Origin of the sequence: Streptococcus anginosus, assembly GCF_900636475.1 — a bacterium.
Lineage (GTDB): Bacteria > Bacillota > Bacilli > Lactobacillales > Streptococcaceae > Streptococcus > Streptococcus anginosus.
On record NZ_LR134283.1, the window covers coordinates 279,699 to 298,521 of the forward strand.

Annotated in this window: 19 protein-coding genes and 1 pseudogene; all 20 read left to right on the forward strand. The window is 38.8% G+C overall.

Annotation, left to right across the window (positions count from 1 at the left end; genetic code table 11):
* Positions 1 to 143 precede the first annotated feature (143 nt).
* The 20 genes and pseudogenes from EL079_RS01385 (at position 144) to EL079_RS01480 (ending at position 18,795) form a co-directional block, all read left to right on the forward strand.
* Positions 144 to 1,307, forward strand: coding sequence for a class I SAM-dependent rRNA methyltransferase (locus EL079_RS01385; protein ID WP_003031437.1), 1,164 nt, complete (start codon positions 144 to 146; stop codon positions 1,305 to 1,307).
* Positions 1,304 to 1,981 carry a type I 3-dehydroquinate dehydratase gene (gene aroD, locus EL079_RS01390; RefSeq protein ID WP_003031444.1) on the forward strand — a complete coding sequence of 226 codons (678 nt, stop codon included), beginning with the start codon at positions 1,304 to 1,306 and terminating at the stop codon, positions 1,979 to 1,981. The genes EL079_RS01385 and aroD overlap by 4 nt, the downstream gene beginning before the upstream one ends.
* Positions 1,971 to 2,825, forward strand: a complete 855-nt coding sequence (locus EL079_RS01395; protein WP_018543550.1) for a shikimate dehydrogenase — start codon at positions 1,971 to 1,973, stop codon at positions 2,823 to 2,825. Before aroD ends, EL079_RS01395 begins: the two co-directional genes overlap by 11 nt.
* A gap of 10 nt (positions 2,826 to 2,835) precedes the next feature.
* A complete protein-coding gene (aroB, locus tag EL079_RS01400; protein ID WP_003030967.1) occupies positions 2,836 to 3,903 on the forward strand; it encodes a 3-dehydroquinate synthase in 1,068 nt (355 codons plus the stop codon).
* 33 nt (positions 3,904 to 3,936) lie between these two features.
* Positions 3,937 to 5,103 carry a chorismate synthase gene (gene aroC / locus EL079_RS01405; RefSeq protein WP_003030973.1) on the forward strand — a complete coding sequence of 389 codons (1,167 nt, stop codon included), beginning with the start codon at positions 3,937 to 3,939 and terminating at the stop codon, positions 5,101 to 5,103.
* A complete protein-coding gene (locus EL079_RS01410) occupies positions 5,103 to 5,939 on the forward strand; it encodes a sulfite exporter TauE/SafE family protein (protein WP_003030965.1) in 837 nt (278 codons plus the stop codon). Before aroC ends, EL079_RS01410 begins: the two co-directional genes overlap by 1 nt.
* Positions 5,936 to 6,316, forward strand: coding sequence for a DUF1634 domain-containing protein (locus tag EL079_RS01415; RefSeq protein ID WP_003030976.1), 381 nt, complete (start codon positions 5,936 to 5,938; stop codon positions 6,314 to 6,316). The genes EL079_RS01410 and EL079_RS01415 overlap by 4 nt, the downstream gene beginning before the upstream one ends.
* Before the next feature lie 10 nt (positions 6,317 to 6,326).
* The gene (locus EL079_RS01420; protein ID WP_003030972.1) at positions 6,327 to 7,433 is read left to right on the forward strand and encodes a prephenate dehydrogenase; all 1,107 of its coding nucleotides are present in this window, start codon (positions 6,327 to 6,329) and stop codon (positions 7,431 to 7,433) included.
* A gap of 11 nt (positions 7,434 to 7,444) precedes the next feature.
* The gene (locus EL079_RS01425) at positions 7,445 to 7,783 is read left to right on the forward strand and encodes a YlbF/YmcA family competence regulator (protein WP_003023972.1); all 339 of its coding nucleotides are present in this window, start codon (positions 7,445 to 7,447) and stop codon (positions 7,781 to 7,783) included.
* Between the two features lie 214 nt (positions 7,784 to 7,997).
* Positions 7,998 to 8,912 (forward strand): L-lactate dehydrogenase, encoded by a 915-nt coding sequence (locus EL079_RS01430; protein WP_003030966.1) that lies wholly within the window; start codon positions 7,998 to 8,000, stop codon positions 8,910 to 8,912.
* Between the two features lie 118 nt (positions 8,913 to 9,030).
* Positions 9,031 to 10,314: a 3-phosphoshikimate 1-carboxyvinyltransferase gene (aroA, locus tag EL079_RS01435; protein WP_003030968.1), complete on the forward strand. Its 1,284-nt coding sequence runs from the start codon at positions 9,031 to 9,033 to the stop codon at positions 10,312 to 10,314.
* Positions 10,307 to 10,783, forward strand: a complete 477-nt coding sequence (locus EL079_RS01440) for a shikimate kinase (protein WP_003030969.1) — start codon at positions 10,307 to 10,309, stop codon at positions 10,781 to 10,783. The genes aroA and EL079_RS01440 overlap by 8 nt, the downstream gene beginning before the upstream one ends.
* Positions 10,780 to 11,613, forward strand: a complete 834-nt coding sequence (gene pheA / locus EL079_RS01445; RefSeq protein WP_018543549.1) for a prephenate dehydratase — start codon at positions 10,780 to 10,782, stop codon at positions 11,611 to 11,613. Before EL079_RS01440 ends, pheA begins: the two co-directional genes overlap by 4 nt.
* A gap of 12 nt (positions 11,614 to 11,625) precedes the next feature.
* On the forward strand, positions 11,626 to 12,963 hold the full coding sequence (locus EL079_RS01450) for an LCP family protein (RefSeq protein ID WP_003031537.1): 1,338 nt from the start codon (positions 11,626 to 11,628) through the stop codon (positions 12,961 to 12,963).
* 75 nt (positions 12,964 to 13,038) lie between these two features.
* Positions 13,039 to 14,670 (forward strand): 23S rRNA (uracil(1939)-C(5))-methyltransferase RlmD, encoded by a 1,632-nt coding sequence (gene rlmD, locus EL079_RS01455; RefSeq protein ID WP_003031535.1) that lies wholly within the window; start codon positions 13,039 to 13,041, stop codon positions 14,668 to 14,670.
* Positions 14,671 to 14,689: 19 nt separating this feature from the next.
* Positions 14,690 to 14,971, forward strand: coding sequence for a CD1845 family protein (locus EL079_RS01460; RefSeq protein WP_018543548.1), 282 nt, complete (start codon positions 14,690 to 14,692; stop codon positions 14,969 to 14,971).
* A gap of 76 nt (positions 14,972 to 15,047) precedes the next feature.
* Positions 15,048 to 16,085, forward strand: coding sequence for a DUF6017 domain-containing protein (locus EL079_RS01465; RefSeq protein WP_026248175.1), 1,038 nt, complete (start codon positions 15,048 to 15,050; stop codon positions 16,083 to 16,085).
* Positions 16,085 to 16,570 (forward strand): PcfB family protein, encoded by a 486-nt coding sequence (locus tag EL079_RS01470; RefSeq protein ID WP_003031533.1) that lies wholly within the window; start codon positions 16,085 to 16,087, stop codon positions 16,568 to 16,570. The genes EL079_RS01465 and EL079_RS01470 overlap by 1 nt, the downstream gene beginning before the upstream one ends.
* Positions 16,567 to 16,896 (forward strand): annotated as a pseudogene (locus EL079_RS01475) (VirD4-like conjugal transfer protein, CD1115 family); the annotation flags it as partial. The gene EL079_RS01470 and the pseudogene EL079_RS01475, both read left to right, overlap by 4 nt.
* Before the next feature lie 60 nt (positions 16,897 to 16,956).
* Entirely contained in the window at positions 16,957 to 18,795 is a 1,839-nt protein-coding gene (locus EL079_RS01480; RefSeq protein WP_003031536.1) for a recombinase family protein, read from the forward strand.
* Positions 18,796 to 18,823: the final 28 nt, after the last annotated feature.

Sequence of the window (18,823 nt, forward strand, 5' to 3'; positions counted from 1 at the left end):
TTGCTAGATAAAAAACAGAGGAAGGATTTTTATCCATTGAGAATAAATAGAATTTTTACATATGAACACATTTTTTGCAATCATTTTGTAATAAGTAGTACATTTTTTTGAGAAAATTCATAACATTTGATATAATAGAGCTTATGAAGCAGCTTACGATTCCTTCTTATACTGAAGAAAACATAAAAAAAGGACGATTTGTTTTAGAAAAACAAGATTTTCCCTCACTTTCTTTTCATCATCAAGTTGTAGAATTGGTAAATGCAAAAGGAAATTTTGTAGGTATCGCATACTTATCAGAGCAAAACAAGGGTATCGGCTGGTTTATCTCACAGAAGAAAGTAACTTTAGATGTCTCGTTTTTCTGTCAGTTATTCCAACATGCGAAAGCAAAGCGACAAGTTTATCAACAATCAAAAGAGACAACAGCTTACCGCCTTTTTAATCAAGAAGGAGATGGATTTGGTGGGTTGACAATAGATTTGTATCAAGAATATGCTGTCTTTTCTTGGTATAATTTCTTTGTTTACGAAATTAAAGATACCATTGTTCAAGCGTTTCAGCAGGTTTTTCCAGAAGTTACAGGAGCGTATGAGAAAATTCGTTTCAAGGGTTTGAATGTTGAATCTGCTCATTTGTATGGGCAAGAAGCACCAGCATTTTTCACGATTTTAGAAAATGGTGTTCGCTATCAAGTGTTTTTAAACGATGGATTGATGACGGGAATTTTCCTCGATCAGCATGAGGTGCGTGGTAGCTTGGTAGACGGTCTAGCAGCTGGCAAGTCGCTGTTAAATATGTTTTCCTACACGGCAGCTTTTTCGGTTGCGGCAGCCATGGGAGGAGCCAGCCAGACGACCTCTGTTGATTTGGCAAAACGCAGTCGTGAATTGTCGGAAGCACATTTTAGAGAGAATAATCTTGACTTAAGCAACCATACATTCTTTGTAATGGATGTGTTTGACTACTTTAGATATGCTAAGCGGCATGGTCTGATCTATGATGTGATTGTGTTAGATCCGCCGAGTTTTGCAAGAAATAAAAAACAAACTTTTTCAGTGGCGAAGGATTATCATAAGTTGATTGCTCAGTCTTTGGAAATTTTAAATCCCCAAGGGATTATCATTGCTAGTACAAATGCTGCGAATATTTCACGTACTAAGTTTAAAAAAGAAATTGAAAAAGGTTTTGCAGGAATAAAGCACCGTTATTTGAAAGAATACGGTTTACCAGCAGATTTTGCTTATAATAAAAAAGATGAAAGAAGTAATTACCTCAAGGTATTTACCATTAAGGTGGACAAATGAAATTAGTCGTATCAGTAATGCCAAAAAATTTAGAGGAAGCGCAGAACATTGATAGCTCGCGTTATGATGATGCGGACATTATTGAATGGCGTGCTGATTTTTTAGCAAAAGATGATATTCTGACCGTTGCACCTGCTATTTTTGAAAAATTTGCTGGGCGTGAATTGATTTTCACTTTGAGAACAATTGGCGAAGGTGGAAATATTGAATTAACGGATGATGAATATATTTCTACCATTAAGGAAGTCTCAACGATTTATCAGCCAGACTATATTGATTTTGAATATTTTTCTCACAAAGATAGATTTGAGGAAATGTTAGATTTTCCAAATCTTGTTTTGAGCTATCACAATTTTGAAGAAACGCCTGAAAATATGATGGAAATTTTATCTGAATTGACAAGCCTGACTCCAAAAGTAGTGAAAGTTTCTGTTATGGCGCGCAGCGAGCAAGATGTGTTGGACTTGATGAACTATACGCGTGGTTTTAAAACCTTAAATCCAGATCAGGATTTTGTGACCATTTCTATGGGACAAATTGGAAAAATTTCACGAATAACAGCGGATTTGACAGGTTCCAGCTGGTCGTTTGCTAGTTTAGATGAGCCTAGTGCGCCAGGTCAAATTTCTCTTGCTAGTATGAAACAAATTCAGGAGATTTTGAATGAAAATTGACGGCTATACTCGTTTAGCGGCAGTTGTCGCCAATCCAATCAAGCACAGTATTTCTCCTTTTATCCATAATGCAGCATTTGAGCAAACGGGTGTTAATGGTGTTTATGTGGCTTGGGAAATCTCACAGGATGACTTGAAAGCAACTGTTGAAAATATTCGCCGCTATAATATGTTTGGAATCAATTTGTCCATGCCTTATAAACAGGCTGTGATTCCTTTTTTAGATGAAGTGACACCTGCTGCGCAGATGATTGGAGCGTTGAATACTGTCGTGAATCAAAATGGAAAATTGATTGGTTATAACACAGATGGCAAGGGATTTTTTATGAGCTTGCCTTCTTTTGTCATCACGGGTAAAAAATTGGTCATGCTTGGAGCTGGCGGAGCTGCAACAGCGATTATTGTACAGGCTGTTTTGGATGGTGCTGAGGAGATTTTTGTGTTTACGCGCCATTCCTCTTTTGAACGCGTTTCACAGAAAATGAAGGAAATTCAGCAGAAGACTGCAGCGAAGATTTGGGTATTGCCTTTAGAAAATCAAGAATTACTACAAGAAAAAATTAATGTTTCCGCTTTATTGGTCAATGGGACCAGTTTAGGCATGGACGGTAAGGCTTTACCAATACCAAGCAGTATTCGTTTACCACATTCATTTCTTGTGGCAGATGTGATTTACCAGCCGTTTGAGACCCCATTTTTAAAATGGGCAAAAGGACAAGACGTTGAAGTAGTGAATGGCTTGGGAATGTTGTTGTATCAGGCGGCAGAAGCATTCAAATTATGGACAGGAAAAGAAATGCCGACTAAAAAAATTTGGCAGACATTGGAAAAGAAGTACAAATAAGGAGTTGCCTATGAAATTAAATGTGAATATCCCCAATCATCCTTACGATATTGTCATTGAAAAGGGGACTTTGGCCAAAGCTGGAGAATGGCTGGCAAGTTTGTGGTCAGCTCAAAAGATCGTTGTCATCACAGATAATCATGTGGCAAGTCTGTATGCTGAAACGGTTAAACACAGCTTAGAAGTTGCTGGTTTTGAAGTGTTTGTATTTGATTTTCTGGAAGGTGAAGCTAGTAAAAATTTAACAACAGTCAATAAAGTTTATGAATTTCTCGCTAAAGTAGGGATGACTCGCAGTGATGGTATTGTTGCCTTGGGTGGCGGTGTGGTCGGTGATTTGGCTGGCTTTGCAGCTTCAACTTATATGCGAGGTATTCATTTTGTACAGATACCGACGAGTTTGACGGCTCAGGTAGATTCTTCGATTGGTGGGAAAACAGGAGTCAATACGCCGTGGGCTAAGAACATGGTGGGGACTTTTACTCAGCCGGACGGAGTTCTGATTGACCCAGATGTTTTAACAACTTTAGGACAACGTGAATTGATTGAAGGCATGGGAGAGGTCATCAAGTATGGTCTGATTGAGGACGTGGAACTATGGCAGGAACTGTCTGACATGGACGGTAGCCCAGAGTCCATTTTGGAGCACGCAGAAAGTATCATCTATCATTCTTGCAATGTCAAACGAAAGCTAGTAGTGGAAGACGAACTTGACAATGGTGTGCGCCTTTATCTAAATTTTGGACATACGATTGGTCATGCAGTGGAGGCGACTGCTGGTTATGGCAAAGTCATGCACGGAGAAGCTGTGGCTATTGGAATGGTTCAGGTAGCGCGTGTAGCAGAAAAAAAGGGGCTGATGCCTAAAGGAATTACCACAGATATTGAGCAGATGTGTCGCAAATTTGGGCTTCCAGTTGATTATCAACCTTGGCGACAAGAAGAGCTCTATCAAGCCTTGCTTCATGATAAGAAAGCTCGTGGTAAGACAATCAAATTAGTCATTGTTCCAGAATTAGGCAGGGCAGCCATTCATCAGATTCCTTTAGAAGAAATGAAAGATTATTTAGAAAAGTAAGAGCTAAATAGAAACAACAGATGAGGTAACGGAATGAGATATTTAACTGCTGGGGAGTCACATGGACCGTGTTTAACAGCTATCATTGAGGGGATACCAGCTGGGCTTTCTTTGACAGCTGACTATATCAATGCAGAATTGAAACGCCGTCAGGGCGGATACGGTCGTGGAGCTCGTATGAAAATAGAGAGTGACAAAGTGGAAATTACTTCTGGTGTTCGGCATGGGCGAACCATGGGGGGGCCGATTACACTCAATGTGACCAATCTAGATCATCAAAAATGGTTGGACATCATGAATGTAGCAGATGTGGAGGACAAGAAAAAAGGGCTGCGCAAGATTACCAAACCTCGTCCAGGTCATGCAGATTTGGTCGGCGGTATGAAATATCGTTTTGACGACTTGCGCAATTCATTGGAGCGCTCTTCTGCGCGTGAAACGACCATGCGGGTTGCGGTGGGAGCTGTTGCTAAGCGTCTTTTAGAAGAAATCGGAGTTGAGGTAGCTAGTCATATCGTAACTTTCGGTGGCATTGACATTGAGGTTCCGGAAAATCTGACCGTTTCTGAAATCAAGAAACGTGCTCGTCAGTCAGAAGTTTCGATTGTCAATCCAGAACGTGAAGAGGAAATCAAAGCCTATATTGATCAGATAAAGAAAGATGGCGACACGATTGGCGGAATTGTTGAAACCATTGTCGGTGGTGTGCCAGTTGGACTAGGTTCCTATGTTCAATGGGATAGAAAACTAGATGCTAAAATTGCTCAAGGAGTGGTTTCTATCAATGCATTTAAAGGTGTGGAATTTGGAGTTGGTTTTGAAGCAGGGCGGCTTAAGGGCAGTCAGGTGATGGATGAAATAATCTGGTCTAAAGAGGATGGCTTTACTCGTCGTACTAACAATCTAGGTGGTTTCGAGGGCGGTATGACCAACGGAGAACCTATCGTAGTGCGCGGAGTGATGAAGCCAATCCCAACTCTCTACAAGCCACTTATGAGCGTTGATATTGAGACACACGAGCCTTATAAAGCAACGGTGGAGCGAAGCGATCCGACAGCTCTTCCAGCTGCTGGTGTTGTTATGGAAGCTGTTGTTGCAACAGTGCTTGCAACTGAGGTTTTGGAGAAATTCTCTTCAGACAATCTGAAAGAATTAAAAGAAGCCGTTCAACAACACCGCGATTATGTGAAAGGATTTTAATGCTCACCTATATTTTTACAATGACTTTGGTCGGAATTTTTGCAGGAATTTTGGGAGCTTTGTTAGGACTTGGAGGTGGAATTGTTATCACGCCTGTACTCACTCTCTTATTTGGAGTAGACATCAAATATGCAGTCGGAGCTTCTATTATTGCGGTTTTAGCAACTAGTTCAGGTTCTGCGATTGCCTATCTCAAAGATGATATGCTCAATCCGCGAATTGCCATGTTTTTAGAAATTTTTACGACTTTAGGAGCCTTTGTAGGCGCGATGTTATCAGTAATAACAAATTCACAGATTCTTTTCTTACTTTATGGCGCTCTCATGCTCTTTCAAGCATTTAATATGTACCAGAAGATTCGTGCTAAAAAGGAAATTCAGACTGTGGGCCACAATGATGCTATCGCAGAGAAATTAAATCTCGGTGGTGAATATTTTGACAAAGGTCTCAATCAAACAATCAAGTATCAAGTGACCAATGTCCCTGGTGGCTCTATTGTCATGTTCTTTGCTGGTGTTATGTCGGCGCTTTTAGGAATTGGTGCGGGTGCTTTCAAGGTCTTGGCTATGGATACTGTTATGAAAATGCCTTTAAAAGCTAGTTCAGCGACTTCTAACTTTATGATGGGAGTGACAGGAACGGCTTCAGCTATCTTTTACCTTTTTATAGGGCAAATCAACCCGATATTGGTTACGCCAATCGCCTTAGGTGTTTTAGCAGGTTCTTTCATCGGAAGCCGCATCATGCCTTATGTACCTGTAAAAGTATTGCGCTGGATTTTTCTAGTCGCTTTATTAGCTCTGGGTGTGCAGATGTTTATACGAGGTATGCAATGACAGATAAAATGCAAAAAGAAAAAGAAGAGCTGGATTTGGTCATGGGGAAAATTCTTCGCATAGGGATTTTTCTCTCCATTCTTTTTATGTTTATTGGCTTGGTTCTTTACCTTTTTAGTGGTCAGCAGGTCATTTCTTTAAAGAATTTGGAACAGTTTAATCCAGTTGCCTATGTGAAGAGCCATTCCATTTTTGATGCAGTGACGTTTATGTTACTAGGGGCTTTTATGCTTATTTTGACACCGATTTTTCGAGTGATTTCAACTTTTATCATTTTTGTCAAAACAAAAGATAAAATGTATACGATTTTCACAGCGATTGTTATGGTTATTATTTTAGTATCAATTATTTTGGGATTCATTGTTGAGCCAAAGTAAGGAGTTAAGCATGGTAAAGAAAGTTATTTATATTGCGGGTCTTGGTTTGATTGGTTCATCAATCGCGCTTGGAATTCGACGTGATCATCCAGACTATATCATATTAGGCTATAATCGTGGAGAAGAGTCAAGAAAGATCGCCCTTGAAAAAGGCATAGTGGATAAAGTGACCAACCAGTTTGCTGAATTTGCTTCTCTGGCAGATGTGATTATTCTTGCTATCCCTATCAAGCAAACGATTGAGTTTATCCGACAATTAGCCACTCTAGATTTAAAAAAAGCTGTTATTATCTCAGATGTAGGCTCTACCAAAGCTGAAATTGTAACTGCTGCTGAAGAAGCTCTAAGGGAGAAAGATATTCGATTTGTAGGTGCGCATCCTATGGCTGGTAGTCATAAGTCAGGTGCTAGTGCAGCAGATGTGAATTTGTTTGAAAATGCCTATTATATTTTTACTCCGTCTCATTTGACGAAAGACGGCACGATAGCAGAAATGAAGAATCTCTTATCTGGTCTGCATGCTCGTTTTATTGAGATTGATGCTAAAGAGCATGATCGTGTCACCAGTCAAATTAGCCATTTTCCGCATATTCTCGCTTCTAGTCTTATGGATCAAGCTGCTGCCTATACTCATCAACACGAGATGACGCAGCATTTCGCTGCTGGAGGATTTCGTGATATGACACGGATTGCAGAAAGTGAGCCGGGCATGTGGACTTCGATTTTGTTGACAAATCCAGATGCTATTTTAGAGAGGATAGAGGATTTTAAGAAGCGCTTGGATACTATTTCAGGTGCCATTCAGAATAAAAATGAAGATGTGATTTGGAATTTCTTTCAGCATGGTCGCCAAGTGCGAAAAGCTATGGAAATTCATAAACGAGCAGGTGTGGATAGCTTTTATGACATTTTTATCAATGTTCCCGATGAAGAAGATGCTATTTTAGGAGTGTTGGAACTTCTAAGGGGAACATCCATTGTCAACATTCACATCAATGAAGAAAATCGCGAAGATATTAACGGAATTTTGCAAATCACCTTTAAAAATCGCGAAGATTTGGAAAAATCTGCTAAAATAATAAGAGAAAAGACACACTATCAAGTCTTTTTAGATTAAGGAGGAAGACTATGTCAAATATTTATGATTTAGCGAATGAATTAAGCCGTACTCTGCGTGACCTTCCTGAGTACAAAGCCGTTGTCGAAAGTAAAAAAGCAGTGGATGCTGATAGTGAAGCAAAGAGTCTTTTAAAAGACTATCTAGCTTTCCAGCAAGAACTGCAAGGCATGGCGCAATCAGGTCAAATGCCAACGCAAGAAGTGCAAGACAAGATGAAGTCGTTTGGGGATAAGATTCAAGGCAATCCTGCCCTGACTGAATTTTTCAATAAACAACAACAATTGTCTATTTACTTGGCTGATATTGAACGTATCATTTTTGATCCGGTTCAAGAATTGTTGAAATAAGGTTATGATTCAAGCTGATTCAAGATTTTGGTCAGCTTTTTATGTGCATGAAATCCATAGGAGAAGAAAGGATTCAACAAATTAGCGAGAATTTTCTGAATATTTCTACTAAATACTTGTTTTTTACTAATTTCTGAGTATAATGAAATGTATCAACTAGACAGATTTTCAGTTTAATGATGAAGCTGAACGGTGTATTTTGTGGAGGTGCTTTATGTCACGTAAAATTGCGATTATTGGTATGGGAAATGTTGGTGCCGCAGTCGCGCATGGTCTGATTGCGCAAGGTGCTTTTGATGATTATGTGTTGATTGATAAAAATGAAGCGAAAGTCAAAGCAGATGCACTTGACTTTCAGGACGCTGCAGCAAATTTGAATCATCACGCAAATATTATTGTTAATGATTATCAGGCATTGGCAGATGCGGATGTGGTGGTGTCAGCACTGGGCAATATCAAATTACAAGATAACCCCAACGCCGATCGATTTGCGGAATTACCCTTTACATCCAAGGAAGTTCCTTTTGTCGCTGAACAATTGAAAAAAGTTGGATTTACAGGGATTATCATTGTTATTAGTAATCCAGTAGATGTCATTACTAGTCTTTATCAACACTATACTGGTCTGCCTAAAGAGCGTGTTATTGGAACGGGAACGCTATTGGACACAGCTCGCATGAAACGTGCAGTCGGTGTTCGCTTTGGTGTTGACCCTCGAAGCGTTTATGGCTACAATCTTGGAGAACATGGAAATTCTCAATTTACAGCTTGGAGCCAAGTACGGATAAAAGGGCAACCGATTTCTACATTTGCTTCAGTCGAGAAGTTGGATGAGATTGCTCTAGAAGCCCTTAAAGGAGGGCATACCGTCTTTTATGGCAAAAAGTACACATCTTATGGCATTGCGAGCGCAGCTATCCGTTTAGCAGTAGCTCTTGTATCAGATTCACATGAAGAATTGCCGGTGTCAAATTATTATCAGCCATTAGACACCTACCTGAGTTATCCAGCGATTGTAGGACGTGAGGGAATTGTTGAGCAAGTCAAACTTAGTTTAACGGAAAAAGAGGAAGAAAAATTAGCGTATTCTGCACAATTCATCAAGCAAAAATTTGCAGAAAGTTTATAATTTTAAGAGGGTGAGGAAAAGTTGAATTCAACGAAATGAAGCTTTTTCCCCGCTCTCTTTTGTTTCCCTTCTCTTTTTATGGTACAATATGTAAAAAGAATCAGGTATGAGGTTTTCTATGCAGTTACGAACAAATGCAAAGGGGTTAGCTGGGTGCATTCGTGTGCCGGGTGATAAGTCTATTAGTCATCGATCGATTATGTTTGGTAGTTTGGCCAAGGGAGTGACAACGGTTCACGATATTTTGCGTGGTGAAGATGTTTTATCTACTATGCAAGTTTTTCGTGATTTAGGTGTTCAAATTGAAGATGACGGCAATGTAGTAACGATTCATGGAGTGGGCTTTGCTGGTCTTCAAGCGCCAACAAACAAACTGAATATGGGAAATTCTGGAACCTCTATTCGCTTGATTTCAGGTGTATTAGCTGTGCAGGATTTTGTGGCAGAAATGTTTGGTGATGATAGTTTATCTAAACGTCCTATGGATCGCATAACGATTCCTCTTCGTCAAATGGGGGTGCAAATCGCCGGGCGAACCAAGCGTGATTTGCCACCGCTCACTATTCATGGGAATAAGAACTTACAGCCCATTCATTATACCTTGCCTGTGGCGTCTGCTCAGGTTAAGTCTGCTTTGATATTTGCGGCTTTACAAGCTCAAGGCGAGTCAGTCATTGTTGAAAAAGAAATGACCCGCAATCATACAGAAGACATGATTAAACAATTTGGCGGTCAGATTTCTGTCAATGGAAAGGAAATCCGCGTTCAAGGCGGACAAGAGTTTACTGGACAGAATGTGCTGGTGCCAGGAGATATTTCTAGTGCGGCTTTCTGGATAGTAGCAGGACTTATCATTCCCAATTCTAAGATTATTTTGGGAAATGTTGGTATCAATGAAACACGAACTGGCATTTTGGATGTTGTCAAGGCTATGGGGGGGAATATAAACTTGTCCAATATAGACAGAGTTGCTAAGTCCGCCACCATAATGGTAGAGACATCTGAATTAGTCGGCACAGAAATTGGCGGAGAAATTATCCCGCGTTTAATTGATGAATTGCCAATCATTGCACTTCTGGCCACTCAAGCTAAGGGGCAAACGGTGATTCGTGATGCGGAAGAATTAAAGGTAAAAGAAACAGACCGTATCCAAGTTGTGGCAGATGCACTAAATAGCATGGGGGCTGATATTACTCCGACAGAAGACGGCATGATTATCAAAGGGAAAACATCTCTTCACGGTGCTAAAGTTCATACATTTGGCGACCACCGAATTGGCATGATGACGGCTATTGCAGCTCTTTTGGTAAAGGACGGTCAAGTCGAGTTGGAGCGCGCCGAAGCTATCAATACGAGCTATCCAAATTTCTTTGATGATTTGGAGGACTTACTTCATGGCTAAGATTTTGATTGGTTTCATGGGGACTGGGAAAACAACGGTTGCTAGCTTGCTAGATGAAAATTTTATCGATATGGATGAGCTTTTGTCAGAGAGACTGGAAATGCCGATTAAAGAATATTTTGAGCAGTATGGCGAAGCAGCTTTTCGGCAAAAAGAAAGTGAATTATTAAAAGAATTGCTACAGTCAGAACAAGTCATCTCAACTGGTGGTGGCATCATCAGCAATGCTCAAAATCGCGAGTTGTTAAAGCAGAACGCTGAAAATATTTATTTAAAAACAGATTTTGAAACGCTTTACCAGCGTCTTGAAGAAGATCAAGAACACCAGCGCCCGCTTTATTTGAACAATAGCAAAGCTGATTTGAAAAATCTTTTCGAGCAACGTCAGACTTGGTATGAAGAAGTGGCTACAAAAGTTATTGATGTGACTACTCTGACGCCTAAACAAATCGTGGAGGTGTTGCAATGAAAATTGGATTTTTAGGTCCGAAAGGGTCTTTTTCTCATCATGTGGCACAAGAAGCTTTTCCAGCAGATACGTTAGTGGCTTTTGAAAATATCACGGAAGTTGTAAAAGCCTACGAGACAGGAGAAGTGGATTATTCTGTAGTGCCAGTTGAAAATTCAATTGAAGGAAGCGTTCATGAAACATTGGACTACCTTTTTCATCAGGCAGCCATTCATGCTGTGGCAGAAATCGTCCAGCCAATCAAGCAACAATTATTGGCAACGGCAGCTGATAAGCCAATAGAAAAAATCTTTTCTCATCCGCAGGCAATTGCGCAGGGGAAAAAATATGTTCGCCAGCATTATCTACAAGCTAAAATCGAAATAACAGCTAGCACAGCTTATGCGGCTCGTTTTGTGGCTCAGCATCCAGAAGAAAATTATGCAGCTATTGCGCCAAGGAGTGCAGCTAGTGAATACGGTCTGCAGATTATTGCAGAGAATATTCAAGAAATGGCTGAGAATTTCACCCGTTTTTGGTTGCTGGGACAGTCGATTCCGACTTTGCCATTATATCCTAAGGAAAAGAAACTCACGCTTGCTTTGACTTTGCCAGACAATTTACCCGGTGCTTTATATAAAGCTCTTGCAACTTTTGCTTGGCGGGGAATTGATTTGACAAAAATTGAAAGCCGCCCGTTGAAGACCGCTTTGGGAGAATATTTTTTCATTGTGGACATCAATAATGAAAAAGAGGATTTAGTGTCATTTGCGATGAGAGAGCTAGAAGCAATTGGCATTACTTATAAAATTTTAGGAAATTACACCGTTTATACTATTTCAGAACAGTAGATTGGAGCAATCATGGATAAAAAATCAGATAATCTCAGCCACCATGAGCAGTTGAGACTGGACTATCTTTACAAAAATATCCATTATTTAAATGAACGCGAGAAAAAAGAATATCAATATCTTCTTAGCAAGCAAGAAGGAGACCAAAGGGTAGAGTCAGCTCGTGAAGCAAGAGCTACCTTTTCTGACCAACAAGTGCCTGAGAATTTTGGTTACACCGAGCAGGGACTCCCTCAATATCCAGAGAGAAGTCGCCGTAATAAACGATTTAAATCAGAGCGTATACCAACTAATGCGGCTGAAAGTGTTGTAGAAAATACACCCAAGCCTAAAAAGGAAAAGCGGCATAGAAAAATACGTGTGAAGCGGATTCTAGCTTGGCTTGCTTTAATTTTGGTTCTCATTGTAGGGGGCATGTTGTTCATGTTTATAAAAGGCTTGAACACTTCAAAAAACAACCCAAATGCCAAAGCTGCCCAAACAGAAGTCTTTAATGGGAAAGATACCAAAGACGGTGTGAATATACTTATTTTGGGTACAGATGGACGAATTGGTCAATCTTCTTCTGAAACGCGGACCGATTCAATCATGGTCTTAAATGTTGGTGGAAAAAATAAAAAAATGAAACTCGTCAGTTTCATGAGAGATACGCTCGTTCACATTGATGGAGTGAGTCAAGGATCAGGTTATGATCAAAAGCTAAATGTAGCATATGCCATTGGGGAGCAGAATAACAATCAAGGCGCTGAATTAGTACGTCAAGTGCTGAAAGACAATTTTGATATTGACATTAAATATTATGCTTTGGTTGATTTTTCGACCTTTGCGACAGCTATTGATACCCTTTTTCCAAATGGTGTTGAAATGAATGCGAATTTCGCTACCATCAATGGCGAAAAAGTGAGTGAAGTACAGGTGCCGGATGACCTCAATATGAAAGACGGAGTTGTTCCAGAGCAGACGATTAAGGTTGGCAAACAACGAATGGACGGTCGCACGCTTTTGAATTACGCGCGTTTCCGTAAAGATGACGAGGGAGATTTCGGCCGAACACGTCGCCAGCAAGAGGTGATGAGCGCGATTATTCAGCAAGTCAAAGACCCAACGAAGCTCTTTACAGGCTCTGAAGCGCTTGGCAAAGTATTTGCTTTAACCTCGACCAACATTCCATATAGCTTTTTACTAACGCACGGCTTGTCTTCTCTCACCAACGCTCGTAATGGTGTTGAAAAGGTGACCATTCCTGAGAATGGAGATTGGATAGATGCCTATGATATGTATGGCGGTCAAGGCTTACTAGTTGATTTTGAAGCCTATAAAGAAAAATTGGCACAACTTGGACTCAGATAAATGATAGAATAGAAAGTGATGATTCTGTCGCTTTCTTTTTTTGGGAAATGGCAGAGCTGATAGAAAGAGAAATATATGTTAAAAAAGAATGATGTGATAGAAGTAGAAATTGTGGATTTGAGCCATGACGGTGCAGGAGTAGCTAAAGCAGAGGGACTGGTTTTCTTTGTGGAGAATGCTCTGCCTACGGAACGTATCCGTATGCGCATACTGAAAGTCAATAAAAAAATTGGTTTTGGCAAGGTAGAAGCCTATCTGACGAAATCCCTTTATCGAAACGAAGATGTTGATGTGGCTTATCTGAGGACAGGTATTGCTGACCTTGGGCATCTAAAATATAGTGAGCAATTGAAATTTAAAACCAAGAAAGTTAGAGATAGTCTTTACAAGATTGCTGGAATTGCAGATATCGAAGTGGCACCAACTCTTGGTATGGAGCACCCACTACATTATCGAAACAAAGCGCAGGTTCCTGTTCGCCGTGTCAATGGACAGCTAGAAACGGGATTTTTCCGAAAAAATTCGCATGATTTAATGCCAATTGAGGATTTTTATATTCAGGATCCAGTTATTGACCAAGTCGTTTTGGCAGTGCGGGATTTGCTGCGTCGTTTTGACCTGAAACCTTACGATGAGAAAGAGCAATCTGGTCTGATTCGTAATATTGTGGTTCGTCGTGGACATTACTCTGGTGAAATCATGGTTATTTTAGTGACAACTCGTCCCAAAATTTTCCGTATAAATCAGTTAATTGAGCGATTAGTCGCGCAATTTTCGGCTATTAAGTCTGTCACGCAAAATATTAACAACCAGCCAGGTAATGCGATTTTGGGGAAGGAATTTCGTGTACTGTATGGACAAGATTATATTACTGACCGCATGCTGGATAATGACTTTCAAATTGCTGCCCCAGCATTTTACCAAGTCAATACAGAGATGGCAGAGAAACTGTATCAAATGGCGATTGATTTCGCTGAGTTGAGTACAGAGGATATTGTAGTGGATGCCTATTCGGGGATTGGCACCATTGGATTGTCAGTTGCGAAACATGTCAAAGAAGTCTATGGCGTGGAGGTCATCCCCCAAGCAGTTGAAAATAGCAAAAAGAATGCTGAGCTAAACGGTATTAGCAATGCCCATTATATTTGTGATTCAGCAGAAAATGCTATCAAAAAATGGCTGAACCAAGGTATAAAACCTAGTATCATCATGGTCGACCCACCACGTAAAGGCTTGACTGAAAGTTTTATCAAATCAAGCGTCAGTATGAATCCAAAGAAAATCGTCTATATTTCCTGCAATGCCGCCACCATGGCACGTGACATCAAGCTCTATCAAGAACTAGGCTATAAACTCACAAAAGTTCAGCCAGTGGATTTATTTCCAATGACGCATCATGTGGAGACGGTAGCATTATTGTCCAAACTTAATGTCGATAAGCATATAAGTGTTGAAGTAGAGCTGGATGAACTTGATTTGACAAGTGCGGAGAGCAAAGCTACTTATGCTCAGATTAAGGAATATATATTGGAAAAGTTTGATTTAAAGGTTTCGACACTCTATATTGCCCAGATTAAAAAGAAATGTGGAATAGAGTTGAGAGAAAATTATAATAAGTCAAAAAAAGAAAAACAAGTTGTCCCACAATGCACACCTAAGAAAGAAGAAGCTATCATGGATGCGTTAAGACATTTTAAAATGATTTAAGAGAAGGGAGGGGTATTATATGAGGTGGACATTAAAAATAATTTTGTTTCCAATAATATTACTTCTATCAATACTAATTTCTTTTCTAAAATTCATAATCAGTGTCAGTGGAATGATTTTAGGAATATTATCATTCTTAGTGGTATTAGGTTCGATTGCAGCACTTGTACAAAAAGACACAACTACTTTTATTCAAGCACTGATAATAGCATTTTTGATAAGTCCCTATGGATTACCTAAAATTGCATTATGGGTTATAGCATATATTGAATTTGCAAGGGATAAATTGAAAGAAATATAAAGAAACTAATGAGGCGATAGAGAAAATACTATCGTCTTTTTGCATGTCAAAAATTGAAAAGAAAGGAGGGGATGATGTGAGTATGTATTTATTTGACGAGCAGCCTATTATTGCAAATAAAGCATTGGCAAGAGCATTAGGGTTAAATGAAGCCTTAGTATTGCAACAAATAAATTATTGGATTGAGATAAATAAGAAGTCTGGTAAAAACTATCATGACGAGAAATATTGGACATACAATTCTATAAGGGCATGGCAAGAAAAAGACTTCGACTATATGAGTGTTGATACAGTAAAACGAACTTTTGCCAAACTTGAAAAGGCAGGCTACCTTTTGGTTGGAAACTATAATAAGGATCCAAGAGATAAAACAAAATGGTATACGATAAATGATGAAAAATTAGAAGAATTATATCTTGAACTGAATAAGAAAAAGTTGGAACATGAAAGAAGTATTTTAGAGACAGAAAGCCGAAATACTATGCATAATGCATTAGGGCAAAATGCACCAATGGAAGAGTGCAAAATACACCAATGCAATGACGCATATTGCACCGATGCATTTGATGAAAATATACCAGTGCATTATGGCAGCTTGCATGAACCATTACCAGAGATTACTACAAAGAATTCATCAAATAATACTTCAGATATTTCTTCAGGGAATTCCTCCCACCTATCCATCCATGAAGATAAAGGCTTATATACGATGGGCGGATTGGAGGGAGGTAATAAAAAAATAAAATCATATCAATCCTGTTTAGAAGAACTTAGAGAAAGTACAGGATATAATGAACATATGGAATTGGGAAATAAGATTATTGCCCGAACATATGATGAAATTATTAGAGTTTTAGCTGATGTAATGATATTAAATGCAGATGATACGGTTACTATCAATCAAACAAAGTTACCTGCATATGTAGTTCAAGAGAGGTTTAGGAGTTTAGATTCATCACATATGGAGTATCTTGTAAATGCGTTATCAGGGAATGAAGCCAAAATAAGAAATGTTAGAGCATTTATTTTAACAGCAGCATATAATGCACCAAGTAATATGGATGCCTATTATACTGCACTTGTTAGTTATGATATGAGGGAAGGAGGAATTTGATGATAAATGAGGAAATTGCAAATAGAGTAGTAAATATCGAAATAAATGTTTTAAAAGTAACATATCAGGAGATATTAAATAATATCAATAAATTACATCAACGATCAAAACAATATGGAGGCTTAGGAAAATTAGTTAAGGCTGAAGGTAGTGAAGTAAAGCTCAAAGATATGGTAAAGAAAGGTCAGCTTGAAGAAATTCCTGTTGAAGAAGCAGAGCTTAAAGAACTGAAAAAAGAACTGAACCGATACGGCGTTAAGTTTTCAGTCATGAAAGATAAGGAAAGTGGGAAATACTCAGTATTCTTTCAAGCTAAAGATATGAAGGTTATGGATAAAGCATTTAAGCACGCCCTTTCAGAATCAGAAAAGAAAACGGAAAGAAAGGAGTCCATTCATAAGAATATTGAAAAATTCAAAGAGATGGCAAAGAACTCTGTTTCTAAGGATAAAGTCAAGAATAAACAAAAGGAGCAGAGCCTATGATAGACAAGATATTAAAGGACATCAAAGGCTTATTTAAGGTGCAGGATAAGGCGAAGTTTGTAAAACAAAATATTCCCTATCTTGCATTTTTCTATGCAGGTAATATCTTTTCACATCATGTAAGAAGCTATGTTGGAGGAGATGTGATAGATAAAATATTTCAAGGTATATTAGAGCTTAATACCATGAGCTTTTTCCCAAGTATTCATCTGGCGGATATTTTAATGGGCATAGGAGTGGCTGCTTTAATCAAATTCATTGTCTATACTAAAGGCAAAAATGCTAAAAAGTTTAGACAGGGAAAAGAGTATGGATCAGCAAGATGGGTTGCATAATATTAACTGAACAGGAGTGGTATATAGACACGAGAAAAGGAGGATAATGCTATGATAGAATATCACAATAAAATCACAGCACTATACTCCCGCCTTTCAGTTGGCGATGAAGATAGAGACGGTGGCGAGAGTAATAGTATTGTAAATCAAAAAGCCTTTTTAGAAAGGTATGCAAGAGAAAAAAAGCTGATAAACATTCGCCACTATATCGACGATGACGAAAGCGGTAGGTTCTTTGACCGTTCAGCCTATACACAGATGATAAGCGATGTAGAGCAAGGCAAAATCGGAATTGTCATCATGAAAGATATGACAAGATGGGGAAGAGATTATCTCCAAGTAGGAAATGCGATGGAGATATTTAGAAGAAACAATGTACGCTTTATCGCTATCAATAACGGAATAGACAGCATTGACCAAAACACATTGGAATTTGCTCCCTTTATCAACATCATGTCAGAGTGGTATGCAAGAGACATCAGCAAGAAAGTAAAGACAGGAATTAAGACCAAAGGAGCAGATGGAAAGCCTGTCGCAACAGAAGCCCCATACGGCTATATAAAAGACCCTGAGAACAAAGATTATTGGATAGCCGATAAAGAAGCTGCCGAAGTTGTAAAACTCATTTTTAGGTTATTTATGGAGGGGAAAAATAGAAATCAGATAGCCGTTTATCTGAAAGAAAAAGAAATACTAACCCCAACCTTTTATATGAAACAGCAAGACAGAGGAACAGCCAAAAGCAAACCCCTCAACGAAGAAAACAGATATAACTGGAACAAAGCAACCATAACACGCATACTGAAAAGACAAGAGTATTGTGGCGATGTAGTCAATTTTAAGACCGAAAAGCATTACAGGGATAAGAGAAACCATTATGTAGATAAAAGCAAATGGCAAATAACAGAAAATGTCCATGAGCCGATAATAGATAGAACTACCTTTGAAAATGTAGAGCGTATGTTAAAAAATGCACCTGTAAAAAGACCAAACGGAGACGGAGAAATTCACGCACTATCAGGCTTGATGTACTGTAAAGATTGCGGAACAAAAATGCACATTCGCACCATACACAAAAACAAAAAAGTACAGCATGTAACCTATTGCAGTGAATATGCCAAAGGAAAAGCAAAGCACCCAAAATGTAACTCGCCACATCGTATTGATGTAGATGAAGTTATGGAAAATATTGCAGAAGTCTTACGAAAGATAGCACAATATTCCTTAGAAAATAAAGCAGAGTTTGAAAAACTTGTAAAAGAGAGTTTGTATAAAGAGCAGACGGAGGAAGTCAAGAAAAATCAAAAGCGTATGCCCCAAATCACAGACCGAATGGAACAGATAGAAAGAGTGATGAATAAGCTCTATGAAGATAATGCACTTGGAAATATGGATACAGAACGCTATGAGCAGTTATCAAGAAAGTATGCAGAAGAATACTATACCTTAAAAGCAGAAAAAGAAGAAATCAAAGAACGCTTATCCGAATGTGAAAATGCAAACCAAAGGGCAAAGAAATTTATCAGACTGGCAGAAAGCTATTCAAACTTTGAAGAACTTACCCCAACTATTATCAATGAGTTTATCAGTAAAATTGTTGTGCATGAAAGAGATGTAAAAAGAGCAAAATATGTTGTTCAGCGAATAGAGGTTTATTTTAACTATATCGGAAAATTTAAAAATGAACTTACAAAACAGATAGAGCCGACAGAACAGGAAATGCTACAGATGAGGGAAGAAATAGAAGAAGCAAAGAAAGAAAAAGCCAGAGCATATCGTAGGGCATATTACAAAGAATACAGAGCCAAAAACCTTGAAAAGTGTCGAGAGTACGAGAAATTAAAAGCAAGAGAATACCGAGCAAAAAAGAAACTACAAAGAGCAACCTAAAACTAAATATCAACCAATAACAAAAGAT

Excerpts from the sequence above, each read along its gene's own strand:
- EL079_RS01395 (WP_018543550.1), top strand. The coding sequence starts at position 1,971 with ATGAAAATTGACGGCTATACTCGTTTAGCGGCAGTTGTCGCCAATCCA.
- EL079_RS01425 (WP_003023972.1), top strand. The coding sequence starts at position 7,445 with ATGTCAAATATTTATGATTTAGCGAATGAATTAAGCCGTACTCTGCGT.
- aroD (WP_003031444.1), top strand. The coding sequence starts at position 1,304 with ATGAAATTAGTCGTATCAGTAATGCCAAAAAATTTAGAGGAAGCGCAG.
- EL079_RS01385 (WP_003031437.1), top strand. The coding sequence starts at position 144 with ATGAAGCAGCTTACGATTCCTTCTTATACTGAAGAAAACATAAAAAAA.
- rlmD (WP_003031535.1), top strand. The coding sequence starts at position 13,039 with ATGTTAAAAAAGAATGATGTGATAGAAGTAGAAATTGTGGATTTGAGC.
- EL079_RS01480 (WP_003031536.1), top strand. The coding sequence starts at position 16,957 with ATGATAGAATATCACAATAAAATCACAGCACTATACTCCCGCCTTTCA.
- aroB (WP_003030967.1), top strand. The coding sequence starts at position 2,836 with ATGAAATTAAATGTGAATATCCCCAATCATCCTTACGATATTGTCATT.
- EL079_RS01415 (WP_003030976.1), top strand. The coding sequence starts at position 5,936 with ATGACAGATAAAATGCAAAAAGAAAAAGAAGAGCTGGATTTGGTCATG.
- EL079_RS01430 (WP_003030966.1), top strand. The coding sequence starts at position 7,998 with ATGTCACGTAAAATTGCGATTATTGGTATGGGAAATGTTGGTGCCGCA.
- EL079_RS01450 (WP_003031537.1), top strand. The coding sequence starts at position 11,626 with ATGGATAAAAAATCAGATAATCTCAGCCACCATGAGCAGTTGAGACTG.
- aroA (WP_003030968.1), top strand. The coding sequence starts at position 9,031 with ATGCAGTTACGAACAAATGCAAAGGGGTTAGCTGGGTGCATTCGTGTG.
- EL079_RS01460 (WP_018543548.1), top strand. The coding sequence starts at position 14,690 with ATGAGGTGGACATTAAAAATAATTTTGTTTCCAATAATATTACTTCTA.
- EL079_RS01470 (WP_003031533.1), top strand. The coding sequence starts at position 16,085 with ATGATAAATGAGGAAATTGCAAATAGAGTAGTAAATATCGAAATAAAT.
- pheA (WP_018543549.1), top strand. The coding sequence starts at position 10,780 with ATGAAAATTGGATTTTTAGGTCCGAAAGGGTCTTTTTCTCATCATGTG.
- EL079_RS01410 (WP_003030965.1), top strand. The coding sequence starts at position 5,103 with ATGCTCACCTATATTTTTACAATGACTTTGGTCGGAATTTTTGCAGGA.
- EL079_RS01420 (WP_003030972.1), top strand. The coding sequence starts at position 6,327 with ATGGTAAAGAAAGTTATTTATATTGCGGGTCTTGGTTTGATTGGTTCA.
- aroC (WP_003030973.1), top strand. The coding sequence starts at position 3,937 with ATGAGATATTTAACTGCTGGGGAGTCACATGGACCGTGTTTAACAGCT.
- EL079_RS01440 (WP_003030969.1), top strand. The coding sequence starts at position 10,307 with ATGGCTAAGATTTTGATTGGTTTCATGGGGACTGGGAAAACAACGGTT.